We start from the raw sequence: 15,910 nt of genomic DNA on the forward strand, positions 1-15,910 counted from the left end.
TCAGACCGCACTATTTTACCCCCTAGTGTACGTCCTGGCGGCGGGTAAACGCCATTATGTTATCCATATCACTCTAAATTGTTTTTTTGATGTTACCAAAAGCGCGATCGTTTGCTATTATGAGCGATATCGAACATTTCTGAGCTTTAACGAAAGTGCATGAGGGTGTTATGGAAACCAAAGATCTGATTGTGATAGGCGGTGGCATCAACGGTGCCGGTATTGCGGTCGATGCCGCAGGACGCGGATTGTCCGTGCTGATGCTGGAAGCTAACGATCTCGCCTGCGCGACGTCGTCCGCCAGCTCCAAGCTGATTCACGGTGGCCTGCGCTACCTGGAACACTACGAATTCCGCCTGGTCAGCGAAGCGCTGGCTGAACGCGAAGTGCTGCTGAAAATGGCCCCGCATCTGGCAATCCCGATGCGCTTCCGCCTGCCGCACCGCCCGCATCTGCGTCCGGCGTGGATGATTCGAATCGGTCTGTTTATGTACGATCACCTGGGTAAACGCACCAGTCTGCCGGGCTCCACCGGTTTGCGTTTTGGCTCAGAATCGGTTCTTAAGCCTGAAATCGTGCGCGGATTCGAATATTCCGACTGCTGGGTGGACGATGCGCGCCTGGTGCTGGCTAACGCCCAGATGGTGGCGAAGAAAGGCGGCGAGGTGAAAACCCGCACCCGCGCGACCTCTGCCCGTCGTGAAAACGGCCTGTGGATTGTCGAAGCGGAAGACGTGGATACCGGCGAGAAGTTCAGCTGGAAAGCGCGCGGCCTGGTGAACGCCACCGGCCCGTGGGTGAAGCAGTTCTTCGACGACGGCATGCAACTGAAATCCCCTTACGGCATCCGTCTGATCAAAGGCAGCCACATCGTGGTGCCGCGCGTGCATACCCAAAAGCAGGCGTACATCCTGCAAAACGAAGATAAGCGCATCGTGTTTGTTATCCCGTGGATGGACGAGTTTTCCATCATCGGCACCACCGACGTGGAGTACAAAGGCGATCCGAAAAACGTCGAGATCGACGAGAGCGAAGTGAACTACCTGCTGAAGGTCTACAACGCGCATTTCAAGAAACAGCTGGCGCGCGACGACGTGGTCTGGACCTACTCCGGCGTGCGTCCGCTGTGCGACGACGAGTCCGACTCTCCGCAGGCGATTACCCGCGATTACACCCTCGACATTCACGATGTCGACGGGCAGGCGCCGCTGCTGTCGGTGTTCGGCGGCAAGCTGACCACCTACCGCAAGCTCGCCGAGCACGCGCTGGAAAAACTGGCGCCGTACTACAAAGGCATTGGCCCGGCGTGGACGAAGGACGCCGTGCTGCCGGGTGGCGATATCGAAGGCAATCGCGACGATTTTGCCGCCAAGCTGCGCCGCCGCTACCCGTTCATCACCGAAGGGATGGCGCGCCACTACGCCCGCACCTACGGCAGCAACACGGATTTGATTCTGGGCGAGGCGAAAGCCCTGACGGATCTGGGCGAGAACTTCGGCCACGAGCTTTACGAAGCCGAGCTGCGCTATCTGGTCGAGCACGAGTGGGTTCGTCGTCTGGACGATGCGATCTGGCGTCGTACCAAAGAGGGCATGTGGCTGGATGCGGAACAGCAGTCCCGCGTGGCGCAGTGGCTGCTGCAAAACGCGGGAAAGCGTGAGCTGTCGCTGGCGTCGTAATTGTAAAAAGCCGGGTGGCGGCTCCGCCTTACCCGGCCTACAAAACTGGCGTCGTCCTGCCCCTCTCCCACAGGGAGAAGGAACAGATACTAAAAACGGCAACCTGGGTTGCCGTTTTGCTTTTATAACCGCACCGGATCGATATGCCAGATGGTGTCGGCATACTCCTTGATAGTCCTGTCCGACGAGAAATAGCCCATATTGGCGATGTTATACATCGCGGCGCTGGTCCACTTCTCCTGCTGGCGGTACAGCTCGTCAACCTTGTCCTGACAATCCACGTAGCTGCGGTAGTCCGCCAGCACCTGATAGTGATCGCCAAAGTTAATCAGCGAATCCACCAGGTCGCGGTAGCGGCTCGGCTCGTCCGGGTTAAACAGGCCGGTGGCGATCTGCGTCAGCACCTGGCGCAGCTCCTCATCCTGCTCGTAAAACTCGCGCGGCTTGTAGCCCTGCTTGCGCAGCTCTTCCACCTCTTCCGTGGTGTTGCCGAAGATAAAGATATTATCCGCCCCCACGTGCTCCAGCATTTCGACGTTCGCGCCGTCCAGCGTGCCGATGGTCAGCGCGCCGTTAAGGGCAAACTTCATGTTGCTGGTGCCGGACGCTTCCGTCCCTGCGGTGGAGATCTGCTCGGAGAGATCGGCCGCCGGGATGATCAGCTGCGCGAGGCTCACGCTGTAGTTCGGGATGAACACCACCTTCAGCTTATCGCCGATGTCCGGATCGTTGTTCACCACCTTCGCCACGTCGTTGATGAGGTGAATAATGTGCTTCGCCATGTAGTACGCGGAGGCCGCTTTCCCGGCGAAGATTTTCACGCGCGGCACCCACTCCGCCGTCGGATCGGCCTTGATGCGGTTGTAGTGGGTAATGACGTGCAGCACGTTCATCAGCTGGCGCTTGTACTCGTGGATACGCTTGATCTGCACGTCGAACAGCGCTTTCGGGTTGGCGACCACGTTAAGGTGCATGGCCAGCCACACCGACAGACGCTTTTTGTTCAGCAGCTTGGCTTCGCGCACGGCTTTATTCACCGTCGGGAAGTCAATGTGCTGCTCCAGCTCGGTCAGCTGGCTTAAGTCGGTACGCCAGGTGCGGCCGATGTTCTCATCCAGCACCTCGGACAGCGGCTGGTTCGCCAGCGCCAGCCAGCGGCGCGGCGTGACGCCGTTGGTCACGTTGCAGAAGCGGGTCGGGAAGATCTTCGCGAAGTCCGCAAACAGGGACTGCACCATCAGGTTCGAGTGCAGTTCCGACACGCCGTTGACCTTGTGGCTGATCACCACCGCCAGCCAGGCCATGCGCACGCGGCGCCCGTTGGATTCGTCGATGATCGACGCGCGGCTCAGCAGCCCGGTATCGTTCGGATACTGCTCCTGAAGGGTTTTCAGGAAGTAGTCGTTGATCTCGAAGATAATCTGCAGGTGGCGCGGCAGGATTTTACCGAGCATATCCACCGGCCAGGTTTCCAGCGCTTCGCTCATCAGCGTGTGGTTGGTGTACGAGAAGACCTGGCAGGTCACCTCAAAGGCGTCATCCCAGGTGAACTTATGCTCGTCAATCAACAGGCGCATCAGCTCAGGGATGGAGAGCACCGGGTGGGTGTCGTTGAGGTGAATCGCGGTTTTTTCCGCCAGGTTGCTGTAGGTTTTGTGCAGCTGATAGTGGCGGCTCAGGATGTCCTGCACCGTCGAGGAGACCAGGAAGTACTCCTGACGCAGGCGCAGCTCCCGGCCCGAGTAGGTCGAGTCGTCCGGGTAGAGCACGCGGGACACGTTCTCGGAGTGGTTTTTATCTTCCACCGCCGCGAAGTAGTCGCCCTGGTTAAACTTGCCGAGGTTGATTTCGCTACTCGCCTGCGCGCTCCACAGGCGCAGCGTGTTGGTGGCATCGGTGTCGTAGCCGGGGATGATCTGGTCATAGGCCACCGCCAGGATCTCTTCAGTTTCGACCCAGCGGGATTTTTTGCCTTCCTGCTGGATACGTCCGCCGAAGCGCACCTTGTAGCGGGTGTTGTGGCGTTTGAATTCCCACGGGTTGCCGTATTCCAGCCAGTAGTCCGGGGACTCTTTCTGACGCCCGTCGACGATGTTCTGTTTGAACATGCCGTAGTCGTAGCGAATGCCGTAGCCGCGCCCCGGCAGCGCCAGCGTGGCCAGCGAATCGAGGAAGCAGGCGGCAAGACGCCCCAGACCGCCGTTGCCGAGGCCCGGGTCGTTTTCTTCGTCAATCAGCTCTTCTAAATCCAGCCCCATCTCTTCCAGCGCGTTTTTGACGTCTTCGTAAATCCCGAGCGACAGCAGCGCGTTGGAAAGGGTACGGCCAATCAAAAACTCCATCGACAGGTAATAAACCTGGCGCGTTTCCTGCGAAAGCTGGGCGCGGTTCGAGCGCAGCCAGCGTTCCACCAGGCGGTCGCGCACCGCAAACAGCGTGGCATTCAGCCATTCGTGCTTGTTGGCGATGACCGGATCTTTCCCGATGGTGAACATCAGCTTATAGGCGATGGAGTGCTTTAACGCCTCAACGCTGAGGGTGGGTGAAGAGTAGCTAAATGGTGCATTCATATCAGTGACTCGCCTCGTTACATCAAGCGTTGATAGAGATCGCGGTATGACTGCGCCGCAACGTGCCAGCTAAAATCCATGGCCATCGCCTGGCGTTGAACGTAACGCCACAAAGAAGGACGGGACCACAATACGAAAGCACGCCGTATCGCCCGCAGCAGGGACCAGGCATTACTGTCTTCAAACGAAAAGCCGCTGGCGATTCCGTCTGCCAGGTTTTCCAGAGAGCTATCGGCCACCGTGTCCGCCAGCCCGCCCGTGCGGCGCACCAGCGGCAGGGTGCCGTATTTCAGGCCGTAGAGCTGGGTGAGCCCGCAGGGCTCGAAGCGGCTCGGCACCAGAATCACGTCTGCGCCGCCCATGATGCGGTGCGAGAAGGCTTCGTGATAGCCGATTTGCACCCCCACCTGCCCAGGATGTTCGGCGGCGGCGGCAAGGAAACCTTCCTGCAACACCGGGTCGCCCGCGCCGAGCAGCGCCAGCTGTCCGCCCTGCTCCAGCAGGCCCGGCAGCGCTTCCAGCACCAGATCCAGCCCTTTCTGGCTGGTCAGGCGGCTGACCACGGCAAACAGCGGCACTTTGTCGTTCACCTTCAGCCCCATCGCAATCTGCAGCTGACGTTTGTTTTCCGCTTTGTCCTCTACCGAATCACGGTTATAGCGGGACGCCAGCAGGAGGTCGGTCTCCGGGCTCCAGATTTTCTCGTCAACGCCGTTCAAAATGCCCGACAGGCGGCCTTCACGGTGACGCTGCTGCAGCAGCCCTTCCATGCCGTAGCCAAACTCCGGCTGGGTGATCTCCCGGGCGTAGGTCGGGCTGACCGCCGTAATGTGGTCGGCGTAGTACAGACCGGCCTTCAGGAAGGAGATCTGCCCGTTAAATTCCAGCCCGTGCATGTTAAAGAACGACCATGGCAGCCCGATGTCATTCATATGATGGGCGTAATACATCCCCTGATACGCCAGGTTGTGTACCGTAAAGACCGACTTGGCCGGGTGGCCGCGCGCGGCGAGGTACGCCGGGGCAAGCCCCGCGTGCCAGTCGTGCGCGTGAACCACTTCCGGGCGCCAAAACGGATCCAGCCCGGTGGCCATCTCCGCGCCAACCCAGCCGAGCAGCGCAAAGCGGTACACGTTGTCCGCGTAGGCGAACAGGTTCGTGTCGTGATACGGGCTCCCCGGTCGGTCGTACAGATGCGGGGCGTCGATCAGGTAAATCCCTACGCCGTTATAATGCCCAAACAGTAGCGTTATGCGTCCGGCGAAGGTTTCGCGGCGGGTCACCACCTGAGCATCAGGGATACCGCGCCGGATATCAGGAAAGGCGGGCAACAAGACTCGGGCATCCACACCGCCAGCAATTTGCGCCGCGGGTAACGCTCCCAGTACATCCGCCAGACCGCCCGTTTTTAACAACGGGAACATCTCTGAACACACATGTAAAACCTGCATTATCGCTCCTGTTTGACGTGCAATTTCCGTAGCATTTCCCGTGTCACTAACACGATCCCCTCTTCCGAGCGGTAGAAGCGGCGAGCATCCTCTTCCGCGTTTTCGCCAATCACCATCCCTTCAGGAATGACGCAGGCGCGGTCGATAACGCAACGACGTAAACGGCATGAACGCCCTACCCAGACGTCCGGCAATAAGACTGCCGAGTCGATATTACAGAATGAATTCACCCGCACGCGCGGGAACAGCACCGACTGCACCACCACCGAGCCGGAAATAATGCACCCGCCGGAGACCAGCGAGTTCAGCGTCATGCCGTGGCTGCCGGAGCGATCCTGCACGAATTTCGCCGGCGGCAGCGATTCCATATGGGTACGGATCGGCCAGTTCTGGTCGTACATATCCAGTTCAGGCGTCACGGAGGCCAGATCCAGGTTGGCTTTCCAGTACGCTTCCAGCGTCCCGACGTCGCGCCAGTACGGCTCTGAGTTCGGATCGGACTGCACGCAGGACAGCGGGAAAGGATGTGCATAAGCCATGCCAGCTTTGGTGATTTTTGGGATGATGTCTTTGCCGAAGTCGTGGCTGGAGCTTTCGTCTTTGTCGTCTTCTTCCAGCAGCTCGTAAAGGTAATCCGCATCAAAGACATAGATCCCCATGCTGGCGAGCGACTTGGTGTCATCCCCCGGCATGGTCGGCGGGTTAGCCGGTTTTTCCACGAAGTCGATAATCTTGTCGTCTGCGTCAACGTGCATCACGCCGAACGCCGTCGCCTCGGCAACGGGCACCGGCAGACACGCCACGGTGCAGCGCGCCTCTTTTTCGACGTGGTCGATCAGCATGTGGGAGTAGTCTTGCTTGTAGATATGGTCGCCCGCAAGAATGACGATATATTCCGCGTTGTAGCGGCGAATGATGTCGAGGTTCTGGGTAACCGCATCGGCGGTGCCGCGATACCAGTTTTCACCGTGCACGCGCTGCTGGGCAGGGAGCAGATCGACAAACTCGTTCATCTCTTCGCTGAAGAATGACCAGCCGCGCTGAATGTGCTGCACCAGCGTGTGCGACTGATACTGAGTAATGACGCCAATGCGACGAATGCCGGAGTTAAGGCAGTTAGACAGCGCAAAGTCGATAATACGGAACTTACCACCAAAGTGAACGGCCGGTTTGGCGCGCTTGATGGTCAAATCTTTCAGGCGGGTGCCGCGTCCACCCGCAAGGATCAGGGCAACTGTTTTTAATGGTAGCTGGCGGGCCAACATTAAGGGATCGTTCTTCTCTAACCTAACCATGACTAACTCCTTTTTTATCATCTCTGGAACACACACACTCCGTGCGCAGGTCCATGCCAGACTGCCATAACGACCGGGTTATCCTCTCCGGCAAAAGGTGGAATGGCGCGCCATTCCCCATCAGGTAATACAAAATCAACCACGTCCTGCGTGGCGTTTAGCGTAATAAGCCAGCGTTCCGAAAGCAGGATTTGCAGGCACGGCATACCCTGTTGCCACTCCTGCGGGCTTAACGGCTGTGCCGCTTTGTTTAACCAGACAACGTTGCCATCGCCCTCTTCCCACCACTGATTTTGGGTCAGCGCCGGGATGGTCTGGCGAAGGCGGATCAGCGCGGCGGTAAAGTGCACCAGCCCGCTGTTCGCCTTTTCCCAGTCCAGCCAGGTGAGCGTGTTATCCTGGCAGTAGGCGTTATTGTTGCCGTGCTGGCTGTGGCCATGTTCATCGCCCGCCAGCAGCATCGGCGTGCCCTGCGACAGCAGGAGCGTGGTCAACAGCGCGTGAACGCTGTCACGTCGACGCTCGATGATGTCCAGACTGCCGCCTAACCCTTCTATACCATGATTAAAGCTATGGTTATTGTTAGTACCATCGCGATTCTCTTCTCCGTTTGCCTCATTGTGTTTCTGATTGAAACAAACGCAGTCGCGAAGGGTAAAACCGTCGTGCGCCGTCACCAGATTAACGGTCGCAGAGGGCAGTTTTCCTTCACGTTTGTACAGGCTGCTGGAGCCCGCAAAGCGCCCGGCCAGCTCGCCCAGCGACAAACTTCTCTCCAGCCAGAAGCGGCGGATGCCGTCGCGGTAATGATCGTTCCACTCCGCAAACGGCGGCGGGAAGTTCCCCACCTGATAACCGCCTTCCCCCACGTCCCACGGCTCGGCAATCAGCTTGACCTGCGACAGCACCGGGCAGTTTTTTATCGCTTCAAACAGCGGCGCCTGCGGGTCGAACGAGGGAGTACGTCCCATCACGGTGGCTAAATCGAAACGAAAGCCGTCGATATGGAAGGTTTCAACCCAGTACTTCAGGCAGTCGTACGCGTATTGCATCACCGCCGGATGGTTGAGATTGAGCGTGTTACCGCAGCCGGTCCAGTTGTAGTAATCGCCATCCTCCCTTATCCAATAATAGCTACGGTTATCAATTCCGCGCAGAGAGAGCGTCGGGCCGTCGAGATCGCCTTCGGCGCTGTGGTTCAACACCACGTCGAGAATGACCTCGATACCCGCCTGGTGCAGCGCCTTCACCGCATCGCGAAACTCATCCCGCGCGTTCTCGGCCTTCACGGCATAGCGCGGCTCAAGGGCGAACATCGCCAGCGGGTTGTAGCCCCAGTAGTTGCTCAGTCCAAGCCGCTGCAGGCGCGGCTCGCTGGCAAAATGCGCCACGGGCAGCAGCTCCAGGGCGGTGATCCCCAGATGTTTGAGATAGGCAATCATCTCCGGGTGGGCGAGCGCCTTGTAGGTGCCGCGGATCGCCTTCGGGATCGACGGATGCAGGTACGTCAGCCCTTTGACGTGCGCCTCGTAGATAACCGTATTGCCCCAGGGCGTTCTCGGCGGTTTATCGTCTTCCCAGTCGTACCGCTCGCTCACCACCACGCTTTTCGGCGCAAGCGGCGCGCTGTCCCGGCTGTCCGGCTCGCCGTACCCGGCGTGGTAAATCGGATCGTCTTTAAACTCGCCGTCCACGCGGTGCGCGCACGGGTCGATCAGCAGCTTCGCCGGGTTGAACAGATGCCCCTGAGCAGGCTCCCACGGGCCATGCACGCGAAAACCGTAGTGCATTCCCGGCTTTCCTCCGGCCAGGTAGCCGTGCCAGATGTCGCCCGTGCGGGCGGGCAGGTCGTAGCGGTGCTCGTTGCCTGCGCCGTCAAACACGCAAAGCTCCACCCGCTCCGCATGGGCGGAAAAGAGGGTGAAGTTCACCCCCTTTCCGTCGAAGCTCGCCCCAGAGGGCGCGTGACTGCCTGCCGTAAGCTGCGTCATTCCCCCTCCCGCACCAGCCAGATGGTGCTCAGCGGCGGCAGCGTCAGGCTCAGGGATTGAGGTCGCCCGTGGCTTTCCATCGCATCACTCTGAACCAGACCGCCGTTGCCCGCATTGCTGCCGTGATAGTGCATAGAATCGGTATTAAGTATTTCGCGCCATTTACCCGCCTGATTGATGCCGAAGCGGTAATGATGGCGCGGAACCGGCGTAAAGTTGCTGGCCACGATAATTTCATTGCCCGCCTTGTCGCGGCGCACGAAGACAAACACCGAGCGCTCGTGATCGTCCACCACCAGCCACTCAAAGCCGTAAGGATCGAAGTCCAGCTCATGCAGCGCCTTATGGTGGCGATAGGTCAGGTTCAGGTCGCGTACCAGACGCTGAACGCCGTGGTGCCAGTTGTCGCCGCCTTCCAGCAGATGCCAGTCGAGGCTGGTGTCGTGGTTCCACTCGCGGCCCTGGGCAAATTCGTTGCCCATGAACAGCAGCTTTTTGCCCGGGAAGGCAAACAGCCAGCCGTAGTAAGCGCGCATGTTGGCAAACTTCTGCCACGCGTCGCCCGGCATGCGGTCGAGAATGGATTTTTTGCCGTGAACCACTTCATCGTGGGACAGCGGCAGCATGAAGTTTTCGGTGTAGTTATAGAGCAGCCCGAAGGTGAGCTTGTCGTGGTGATACTGACGGTACACCGGGTCGAGCTTCATGTAGTCGAGGGTGTCGTGCATCCAGCCGAGGTTCCATTTGTACCAGAACCCCAGGCCGCCCATTGACGGCGGACGAGACACGCCGGGGAAGTCGGTGGACTCTTCCGCCATGGTCACCGCGCCTTCCACCTGCTCGCCAAGAATGCGGTTGGTGTTGCGCAGGAACTCAATGGCTTCGAGGTTTTCGCGCCCGCCGTACTCGTTAGGGATCCATTCGCCCTCTTTGCGGCTGTAGTCACGGTAGATCATCGACGCCACCGCGTCGACGCGCAGGGCATCGATGCCAAAGCGTTCGATCCAGTAGAGCGCGTTGCCCACCAGGTAGTTAGTCACTTCCCGGCGGCCATAGTTGTAAATCAGGGTGTTCCAGTCCTGGTGATAGCCTTCGCGCGGGTCGCTGTGCTCGTACAAATCGGTGCCGTCGAACTCGGATAGCCCGAAGTCGTCGGACGGGAAATGGCCCGGCACCCAGTCGAGGATCACGTTCAGCCCGGCGGCGTGGGCGGCGTTGATGAAATAGCGGAAGTCGTCGCGCGTACCGAAGCGGCGCGTGGGCGCATACAGCCCGGTTGGCTGATAGCCCCAGCTGCCGTCGAACGGATGCTCGTTAACCGGCAGCAGCTCCAGATGGGTAAAGCCCATCCATTTGGCATACGGCACCAGCTGATCGGCCAGCTCGCGGTAGCTGAGCCAGAAGTTGTTATCGGTGTGGCGACGCCACGACCCGAGATGCACTTCGTACACGGAAATAGGGGCATCAAAGCGGTTGGCTTTTTTGCGCTCCTCGGTCTGGGTGACCTTTTCCGGCAGGCCGCAAATCAGCGAGGCGCTTTCCGGGCGCATCTGCGCTTCGAAGGCATACGGGTCAGCTTTAATGCGCAGCTTGCCGTGGGCATCAATCATCTCGAACTTATAGAGCTGACCGTTGTGCGCGCCGGGGATAAACAGCTCCCAGATGCCGGTTTCACGGCGCAGGCGCATCGGGTGGCGACGGCCGTCCCAGTAGTTGAACTGCCCCACCACGGACACGCGCTGGGCGTTTGGCGCCCACACGGCAAAGCGCGTTCCCGTCACGCCGTCCATCGTATCGGCATGTGCGCCAAGCGTTTCATACGGGCGGAGATGCGTCCCTTCGGACAGCAGCCAGGCATCCATCTCTTTTAGCAGCGGGCCAAAGCTGTAGGGATCGTCAATCAGGTTTTGCTGGCCGTGCCAGATAACGGCGAGCTGATAGCGAAAAGGGTTTTTACGGCGAGGCATAACGCCCGAAAAGAAGCCACGTGAATCAAGGCATTCCAGTTTACCCACCTTGCGGCCGGTTTTAGGTTCAATGACCCACACCTCTGTGGCATCAGGTAACAGTGCGCGAACCTCCAGTCCGGCGTCTGTACGGTGCATTCCCAAGACAGAAAAAGGGTCGGCAAAATGACCCGCAATAAGCGCATTAATAACGTGTCTATCCACACGATCAGACATGATACTCATCCTGTTTTTTTGTAATCGCCCATTTTTAGCGCCCGGGACGATTTTTAATGTGACCTGAACGGTGCTCCTCTCTGCCCCGTCCTACCCTCAGGTAAGAAATGATTCTTCCTTAAAGCATAGCCAACGCTTTTAATGACTCCTGATAAAAATAAGACATGTGCGTTTTACTCCATGTAGTACGCAAAAAAAGGGGTGACAATGCACCCCTGAGATTTAACAAATTATTACGCCAGCTGGCGCAGCATTCTGCGTAGCGGCTCGGCGGCGCCCCACAGGAGCTGGTCGCCGACGGTGAACGCGGAGAGATACTCCGGCCCCATGTTCAGCTTGCGCAGACGGCCGACCGGCGTTGTCAGCGTGCCGGTCACGGCAGCCGGGGTCAGTTCACGCATGGTGATGTCGCGATCGTTCGGCACCACTTTCGCCCACGGGTTGTGCGCAGCCAGCAGCTCTTCGACGGTCGGAATGGACACATCTTTTTTCAGTTTGATGGTGAAAGCCTGGCTGTGGCAGCGCAGCGCGCCGATACGCACGCACAGGCCATCCACCGGAATGGTGTTCGCGGTCGCGAGGATTTTGTTGGTCTCGGCCTGGCCTTTCCACTCTTCGCGGGTCTGGCCGTTATCAAGCTGTTTGTCGATCCACGGGATCAGTCCACCGGCCAGCGGTACGCCGAAGTTATCGACCGGCAGCTCGCCGCTGCGGGTAAGCTGAGTCACTTTGCGCTCGATATCCAGAATCGCAGACGCCGGGTTCGCCAGCTCTTCCGCCACGCTGTGGTGCAGCTGGCCCATCTGCGTCAGCAGTTCACGCATATGGCGCGCGCCGCCGCCGGACGCCGCCTGATAGGTCGCGACAGAGACCCACTCAACCAGATCCTGCGCGAACAGGCCGCCCAGAGACATCAGCATCAGGCTGACGGTACAGTTACCGCCAACGAATGTTTTCACGCCTTTGTTCAGGCCGTCGGTGATGACGTCCTGGTTAACCGGGTCAAGAATAATGATGGCATCGTCTTTCATGCGCAGCGAAGAGGCCGCGTCAATCCAGTAGCCCTGCCAGCCGCTTTCACGCAGCTTTGGATAGATTTCGTTGGTATAATCGCCGCCCTGACAAGTCACAATAATGTCGAGTGCCTTCAGCGCTTCCAGATCGAAAGCATCCTGCAACGTCCCCGTGCTGCCGCCAAATGAAGGCGCAGCCTGGCCGAGCTGGGAAGTAGAGAAGAAGACCGGGCGGATGGCGTCAAAATCGCGCTCTTCGACCATGCGTTGCATGAGTACAGAGCCGACCATTCCGCGCCAGCCGATAAAACCAACGTTTTTCATAGCATTTATTTCCTGGAGAGGTGTGTGCTGTTGTGCAAGCCAGTATTGAACTGGGATATGCTTCACCTTACAAAATGCTGCCAAAGTCGCAAGCGAAATTAATCGATGATCGCGCGGCAATCAGAAAAGCAGCTAATCATCATCATGTTGACGTTAAGTATCAGGGATAATTTACGATGAGTGATATCATTTCCGCCGCGGTTTTATTGATCCTGATTATGGATCCCCTGGGGAATTTACCTATCTTCATGTCGGTGTTAAAACACACCGAACCCAAGCGCCGCCGGGCGATCATGATCCGCGAACTGCTCATCGCCCTGCTGGTGATGTTTATCTTCCTGTTCGCGGGCGAAAAAATCCTCGCATTCCTCAATCTGCGCGCCGAAACGGTCTCAATTTCCGGCGGGATTATTCTGTTCCTGATCGCCATCAAGATGATTTTCCCGAGCGCCGAAGGCAGCAGCAGCGGCCTCCCCGCGGGTGAAGAGCCGTTTATTGTGCCGCTTGCGATCCCGCTGGTCGCCGGGCCGACGATTCTGGCGACGCTGATGCTGCTGTCGCACCAGTACCCGAATCAGATGAGCCACCTGGTGATTGCCCTGCTGATCGCCTGGGGCGGGACGTTTATCATCCTGCTGCAGTCGTCGCTGTTCCTGCGTCTGCTGGGCGAAAAAGGGGTGAACGCGCTGGAAAGGCTGATGGGGTTGATTCTGGTAATGATGGCCACCCAGATGTTCCTGGACGGGATTCGGGCGTGGATGAAGGGCTAGCAAGGTAAAAGCAAAAAAACAGCCCGGAATCATTTTCATGATTCCGGGCTGGTATCCTTTCGCTTTTTATCGAAGAACTGGCACCACGACTGAGGTGGGAGAAGAACTTTCGATTAGCTACACGGAGGATTATATCGACCCATCTTTTTTATAGCAAGGAATACAATGTATGTACGGAGTACATACACAATGCATATTCAAAGCTGTAAGCTATGTTCAAGAAGCCATTCATTTTATAGAGATTAATGTTCTAAAGATTTAAAATGTCCTCTCTAAATCCTACAGATAATTAATACCATGCCAGAGACCTATGATTACGCTGAACCCATAAGATTACTAAGCCGAATTCGACTCAGTAGTTACACGACCTCGCTGTCGACCCAAACCGATGCTCAGCTTTTAGGGGCATATTGTTGGAATCTTGCCATCGTTGGGGCATTTTATCCTCTAATTCAACTTGTAGAAGTCGCACTCCGCAACGCCCTTCACCATGTCACATCCGCCAAATATCAGGGGGCTAACGGCGAATATTGGTTCAATCTTGTGCCGAACCGACAGGACACCGATGAAAACGGCCAGCCGATAACAGCCGAGCAGGTGCGTAAATTTAACGACAGCATAAAAACTGCAAAGAAGAGTGTCAGGCGCAACCTTGAAAACAAAGGGATCGCAAATCCAATCCCCACCGTTGATCAAGTCATTTCACAGTGCGATTTCGCTACTTGGGAATATCTGCTGGATAAGCATTTTTACGATGGCTCAGATAAGCGTTTTCTTTGGCCTCACGAGCTCACGCGAGTGTTTCGCAAACTTCCTAGAGTTCATGAAACAAAAAATCCCATGTTTCATCAGCGAGATGCTATTCGTCGTCGTATTGAGGAAGTCCGCTCGTTTAGAAATCGCATATCGCATAACGAACCCGCATGGATGGTGGGGAGTGTTCACAACAAGCAGGGCGTAATAGAACAATTAATAGATAAGCTGAATAGCATCATGGAGTTGCTTTTCTGGATATCACCAAAATTTAAAAAGTATGTTATGGATGTGGGTATTGAGTCACGCATTCGCCAGATTTTGTGCATGAAAGAACTTGAACGATACATGCATTCTTATGAACGTTATGAGGTAGCTGATTTAGATAAAATCAGTGCGTTACTGGCCGAATCAAACAATAAAAATCGCCGATGCTATTTCCAGCTCAAAGGTATACCCGGGATTTTATCACCATCTAACTCTTACCTGCTGCAATGAAAAAGGGCTTCGAAAAGAAGCCCTTTTTAACCTAACAAATATTAACTCAGCAGCGTAAACGCAATCATCCCGACAATCGCACCCGTGGTGCCGAGGATGGTTTCCATCAGCGTCCAGGTTTTCAGAGTTTGCGCTTCGGTGGCGCCGGTAAACTTACCGAACAGCCAGAAGCCTGCGTCGTTCACGTGGGACACCACAATCGAGCCGCCCGCGATACAAATCGACAGCGCCGCCATCTGCGCACCGGAGTAGTTCAGCTGTTCAATCACCGGCATCACCAGACCTACGGCGGTTAAGCACGCAACGGTCGCGGAGCCCTGAATGATACGCACCGCAGCCGCCAGCACAAAGCAGGTCACCGCAATCGGCAGGCCCATCCCGGTCAGCGCTTCGCCCAGTGCCGGGCCCACGCCGGAATCCACCAGCACCTGCTTGAACACGCCGCCTGCGCCAATCACCAGCAGGATAATCCCCGCCGGCTGCAGCGCAGCGCCGCAGATTTCCATCACGCGGTCTTTCGGCATCCCCTGACGCATCGCCAGGCCGTAAATGGCGACCAGACACGCCACCAGGATCGCGGTGAACGGGTGACCGATAAACTCGAACCACTCGTAGGCGCTTGACCCCACCGGCACAAAGCGCGCGGCGATGGTTTTCAGCCCCACCAGCACCAGCGGCAGCAGGATCAGCGACAGGCTGAAGGCGAAGGACGGCATTTTGCCTTCGCCCAGATGCGGCTCGGTAATGTCGTCAGGAATATGCAGCTCAACGTAGCGGCTGATGAAGTTGCCCCACAGCGGACCGGCGATAATCATCCCCGGAATGGCGGCGCACAGGCCAATGAGGATCATCCAGCCAAAATCCGCGTGCATCTGCGACGCAAGCAGCATCGGCGCGGGCCCCGGCAGCAGGAAGGCTGCGGCAGCCGCCACGCCCGCAAACAGCGGAATGACCAGCTTCACAAGGTTAGTGCCGGTATGGCGCGCCATCGAGAACGCTACGCTTATCAGCAGCACAACTGCCACCTCGAAGAACAGCGGCAGCGCACAAATCAGACCGGCCAGGCCAATCGCATAGTGCGCGCGGCTGTGCCCAAAGGATTTCAGCATCTTGACGGCAATCTGATCGACCGCCCCCGTCTCATGCAAAATCTTGCCAAACATTGCGCCAAGCGCCACGACAATCGCCAGGAAGCCCAGCGTGCCGCCCATCCCTTTTTCCATGGTCGCTGCGATTTTGTCGAGCGGCATGCCGGAAAAGAGACCTGCACCAATAGAAACCACCATCAAAGCAACGAAGGCGTGCATACGCGCTTTCATCACTAAAAACAGCAGCAGCAACACGGAGCCGACTGCCGTTAAAACAAGCGTTAATGTACTCAAA

Annotated in this window: 10 protein-coding genes; 3 read left to right on the plus strand and 7 right to left on the minus strand. The window is 57.4% G+C overall.

Going from position 1 to position 15,910, the window contains the following annotated elements; genetic code table 11:
• Positions 1–170 precede the first annotated feature (170 nt).
• A complete protein-coding gene (gene glpD, locus AB6V08_RS18425; protein WP_368544254.1) occupies positions 171–1,679 on the plus strand; it encodes a glycerol-3-phosphate dehydrogenase in 1,509 nt (502 codons plus the stop codon).
• Positions 1,680–1,801: 122 nt separating this feature from the next.
• On the opposite strand, the gene glgP is transcribed toward glpD, so the two are convergent.
• From glgP to asd, 6 genes are all read right to left on the minus strand, one after another.
• On the minus strand, positions 1,802–4,249 hold the full coding sequence (gene glgP / locus AB6V08_RS18430; RefSeq protein ID WP_368544255.1) for a glycogen phosphorylase: 2,448 nt from the start codon (positions 4,247–4,249) through the stop codon (positions 1,802–1,804).
• Between the two features lie 17 nt (positions 4,250–4,266).
• Positions 4,267–5,700 (minus strand): glycogen synthase GlgA, encoded by a 1,434-nt coding sequence (glgA, locus tag AB6V08_RS18435; protein ID WP_368544256.1) that lies wholly within the window; start codon positions 5,698–5,700, stop codon positions 4,267–4,269.
• Positions 5,700–6,995 (minus strand): glucose-1-phosphate adenylyltransferase, encoded by a 1,296-nt coding sequence (gene glgC, locus AB6V08_RS18440; RefSeq protein WP_368544257.1) that lies wholly within the window; start codon positions 6,993–6,995, stop codon positions 5,700–5,702. Before glgC ends, glgA begins: the two co-directional genes overlap by 1 nt.
• Positions 6,996–7,012: 17 nt before the next feature.
• Complete coding sequence (gene glgX / locus AB6V08_RS18445; protein WP_368544258.1) at positions 7,013–8,986, minus strand: glycogen debranching protein GlgX; 1,974 nt, start codon at positions 8,984–8,986, stop codon at positions 7,013–7,015.
• A complete protein-coding gene (glgB, locus tag AB6V08_RS18450) occupies positions 8,983–11,169 on the minus strand; it encodes a 1,4-alpha-glucan branching enzyme (RefSeq protein WP_368544259.1) in 2,187 nt (728 codons plus the stop codon). The genes glgX and glgB overlap by 4 nt, the downstream gene beginning before the upstream one ends.
• Positions 11,170–11,402: 233 nt before the next feature.
• Entirely contained in the window at positions 11,403–12,506 is a 1,104-nt protein-coding gene (gene asd, locus AB6V08_RS18455; protein ID WP_368544260.1) for an aspartate-semialdehyde dehydrogenase, read from the minus strand.
• A gap of 176 nt (positions 12,507–12,682) precedes the next feature.
• Here asd and AB6V08_RS18460 point away from each other — a divergent pair, with 176 nt between their 5' ends.
• Together AB6V08_RS18460 and AB6V08_RS18465 are read left to right on the plus strand one after the other, a co-directional pair.
• Positions 12,683–13,276, plus strand: coding sequence for a YhgN family NAAT transporter (locus tag AB6V08_RS18460; RefSeq protein ID WP_368544261.1), 594 nt, complete (start codon positions 12,683–12,685; stop codon positions 13,274–13,276).
• Positions 13,277–13,573: 297 nt separating this feature from the next.
• The gene (locus AB6V08_RS18465) at positions 13,574–14,527 is read left to right on the plus strand and encodes a hypothetical protein (RefSeq protein ID WP_368544262.1); all 954 of its coding nucleotides are present in this window, start codon (positions 13,574–13,576) and stop codon (positions 14,525–14,527) included.
• Positions 14,528–14,568: 41 nt separating this feature from the next.
• Here AB6V08_RS18465 and gntU read toward each other — a convergent pair whose 3' ends face one another.
• On the minus strand, positions 14,569–15,909 hold the full coding sequence (gene gntU, locus AB6V08_RS18470; protein ID WP_368544263.1) for a gluconate transporter: 1,341 nt from the start codon (positions 15,907–15,909) through the stop codon (positions 14,569–14,571).
• Between the last annotated feature and the right edge of the window lies 1 nt (position 15,910).

Origin of the sequence: Enterobacter soli (assembly GCF_964208575.1) — a bacterium.
Lineage (GTDB): Bacteria > Pseudomonadota > Gammaproteobacteria > Enterobacterales > Enterobacteriaceae > Enterobacter > Enterobacter soli_A.

What these genes read in the sequence shown, in the direction of transcription:
- AB6V08_RS18460 (WP_368544261.1), top strand. Translation starts at nt 12,683, where the DNA reads ATGAGTGATATCATTTCCGCCGCGGTTTTATTGATCCTGATTATGGAT.
- glgX (WP_368544258.1), bottom strand. Translation starts at nt 8,986, where the DNA reads ATGACGCAGCTTACGGCAGGCAGTCACGCGCCCTCTGGGGCGAGCTTC.
- glgB (WP_368544259.1), bottom strand. Translation starts at nt 11,169, where the DNA reads ATGTCTGATCGTGTGGATAGACACGTTATTAATGCGCTTATTGCGGGT.
- asd (WP_368544260.1), bottom strand. Translation starts at nt 12,506, where the DNA reads ATGAAAAACGTTGGTTTTATCGGCTGGCGCGGAATGGTCGGCTCTGTA.
- glgP (WP_368544255.1), bottom strand. Translation starts at nt 4,249, where the DNA reads ATGAATGCACCATTTAGCTACTCTTCACCCACCCTCAGCGTTGAGGCG.
- glgA (WP_368544256.1), bottom strand. Translation starts at nt 5,700, where the DNA reads ATGCAGGTTTTACATGTGTGTTCAGAGATGTTCCCGTTGTTAAAAACG.
- glgC (WP_368544257.1), bottom strand. Translation starts at nt 6,995, where the DNA reads ATGGTTAGGTTAGAGAAGAACGATCCCTTAATGTTGGCCCGCCAGCTA.
- AB6V08_RS18465 (WP_368544262.1), top strand. Translation starts at nt 13,574, where the DNA reads ATGCCAGAGACCTATGATTACGCTGAACCCATAAGATTACTAAGCCGA.
- glpD (WP_368544254.1), top strand. Translation starts at nt 171, where the DNA reads ATGGAAACCAAAGATCTGATTGTGATAGGCGGTGGCATCAACGGTGCC.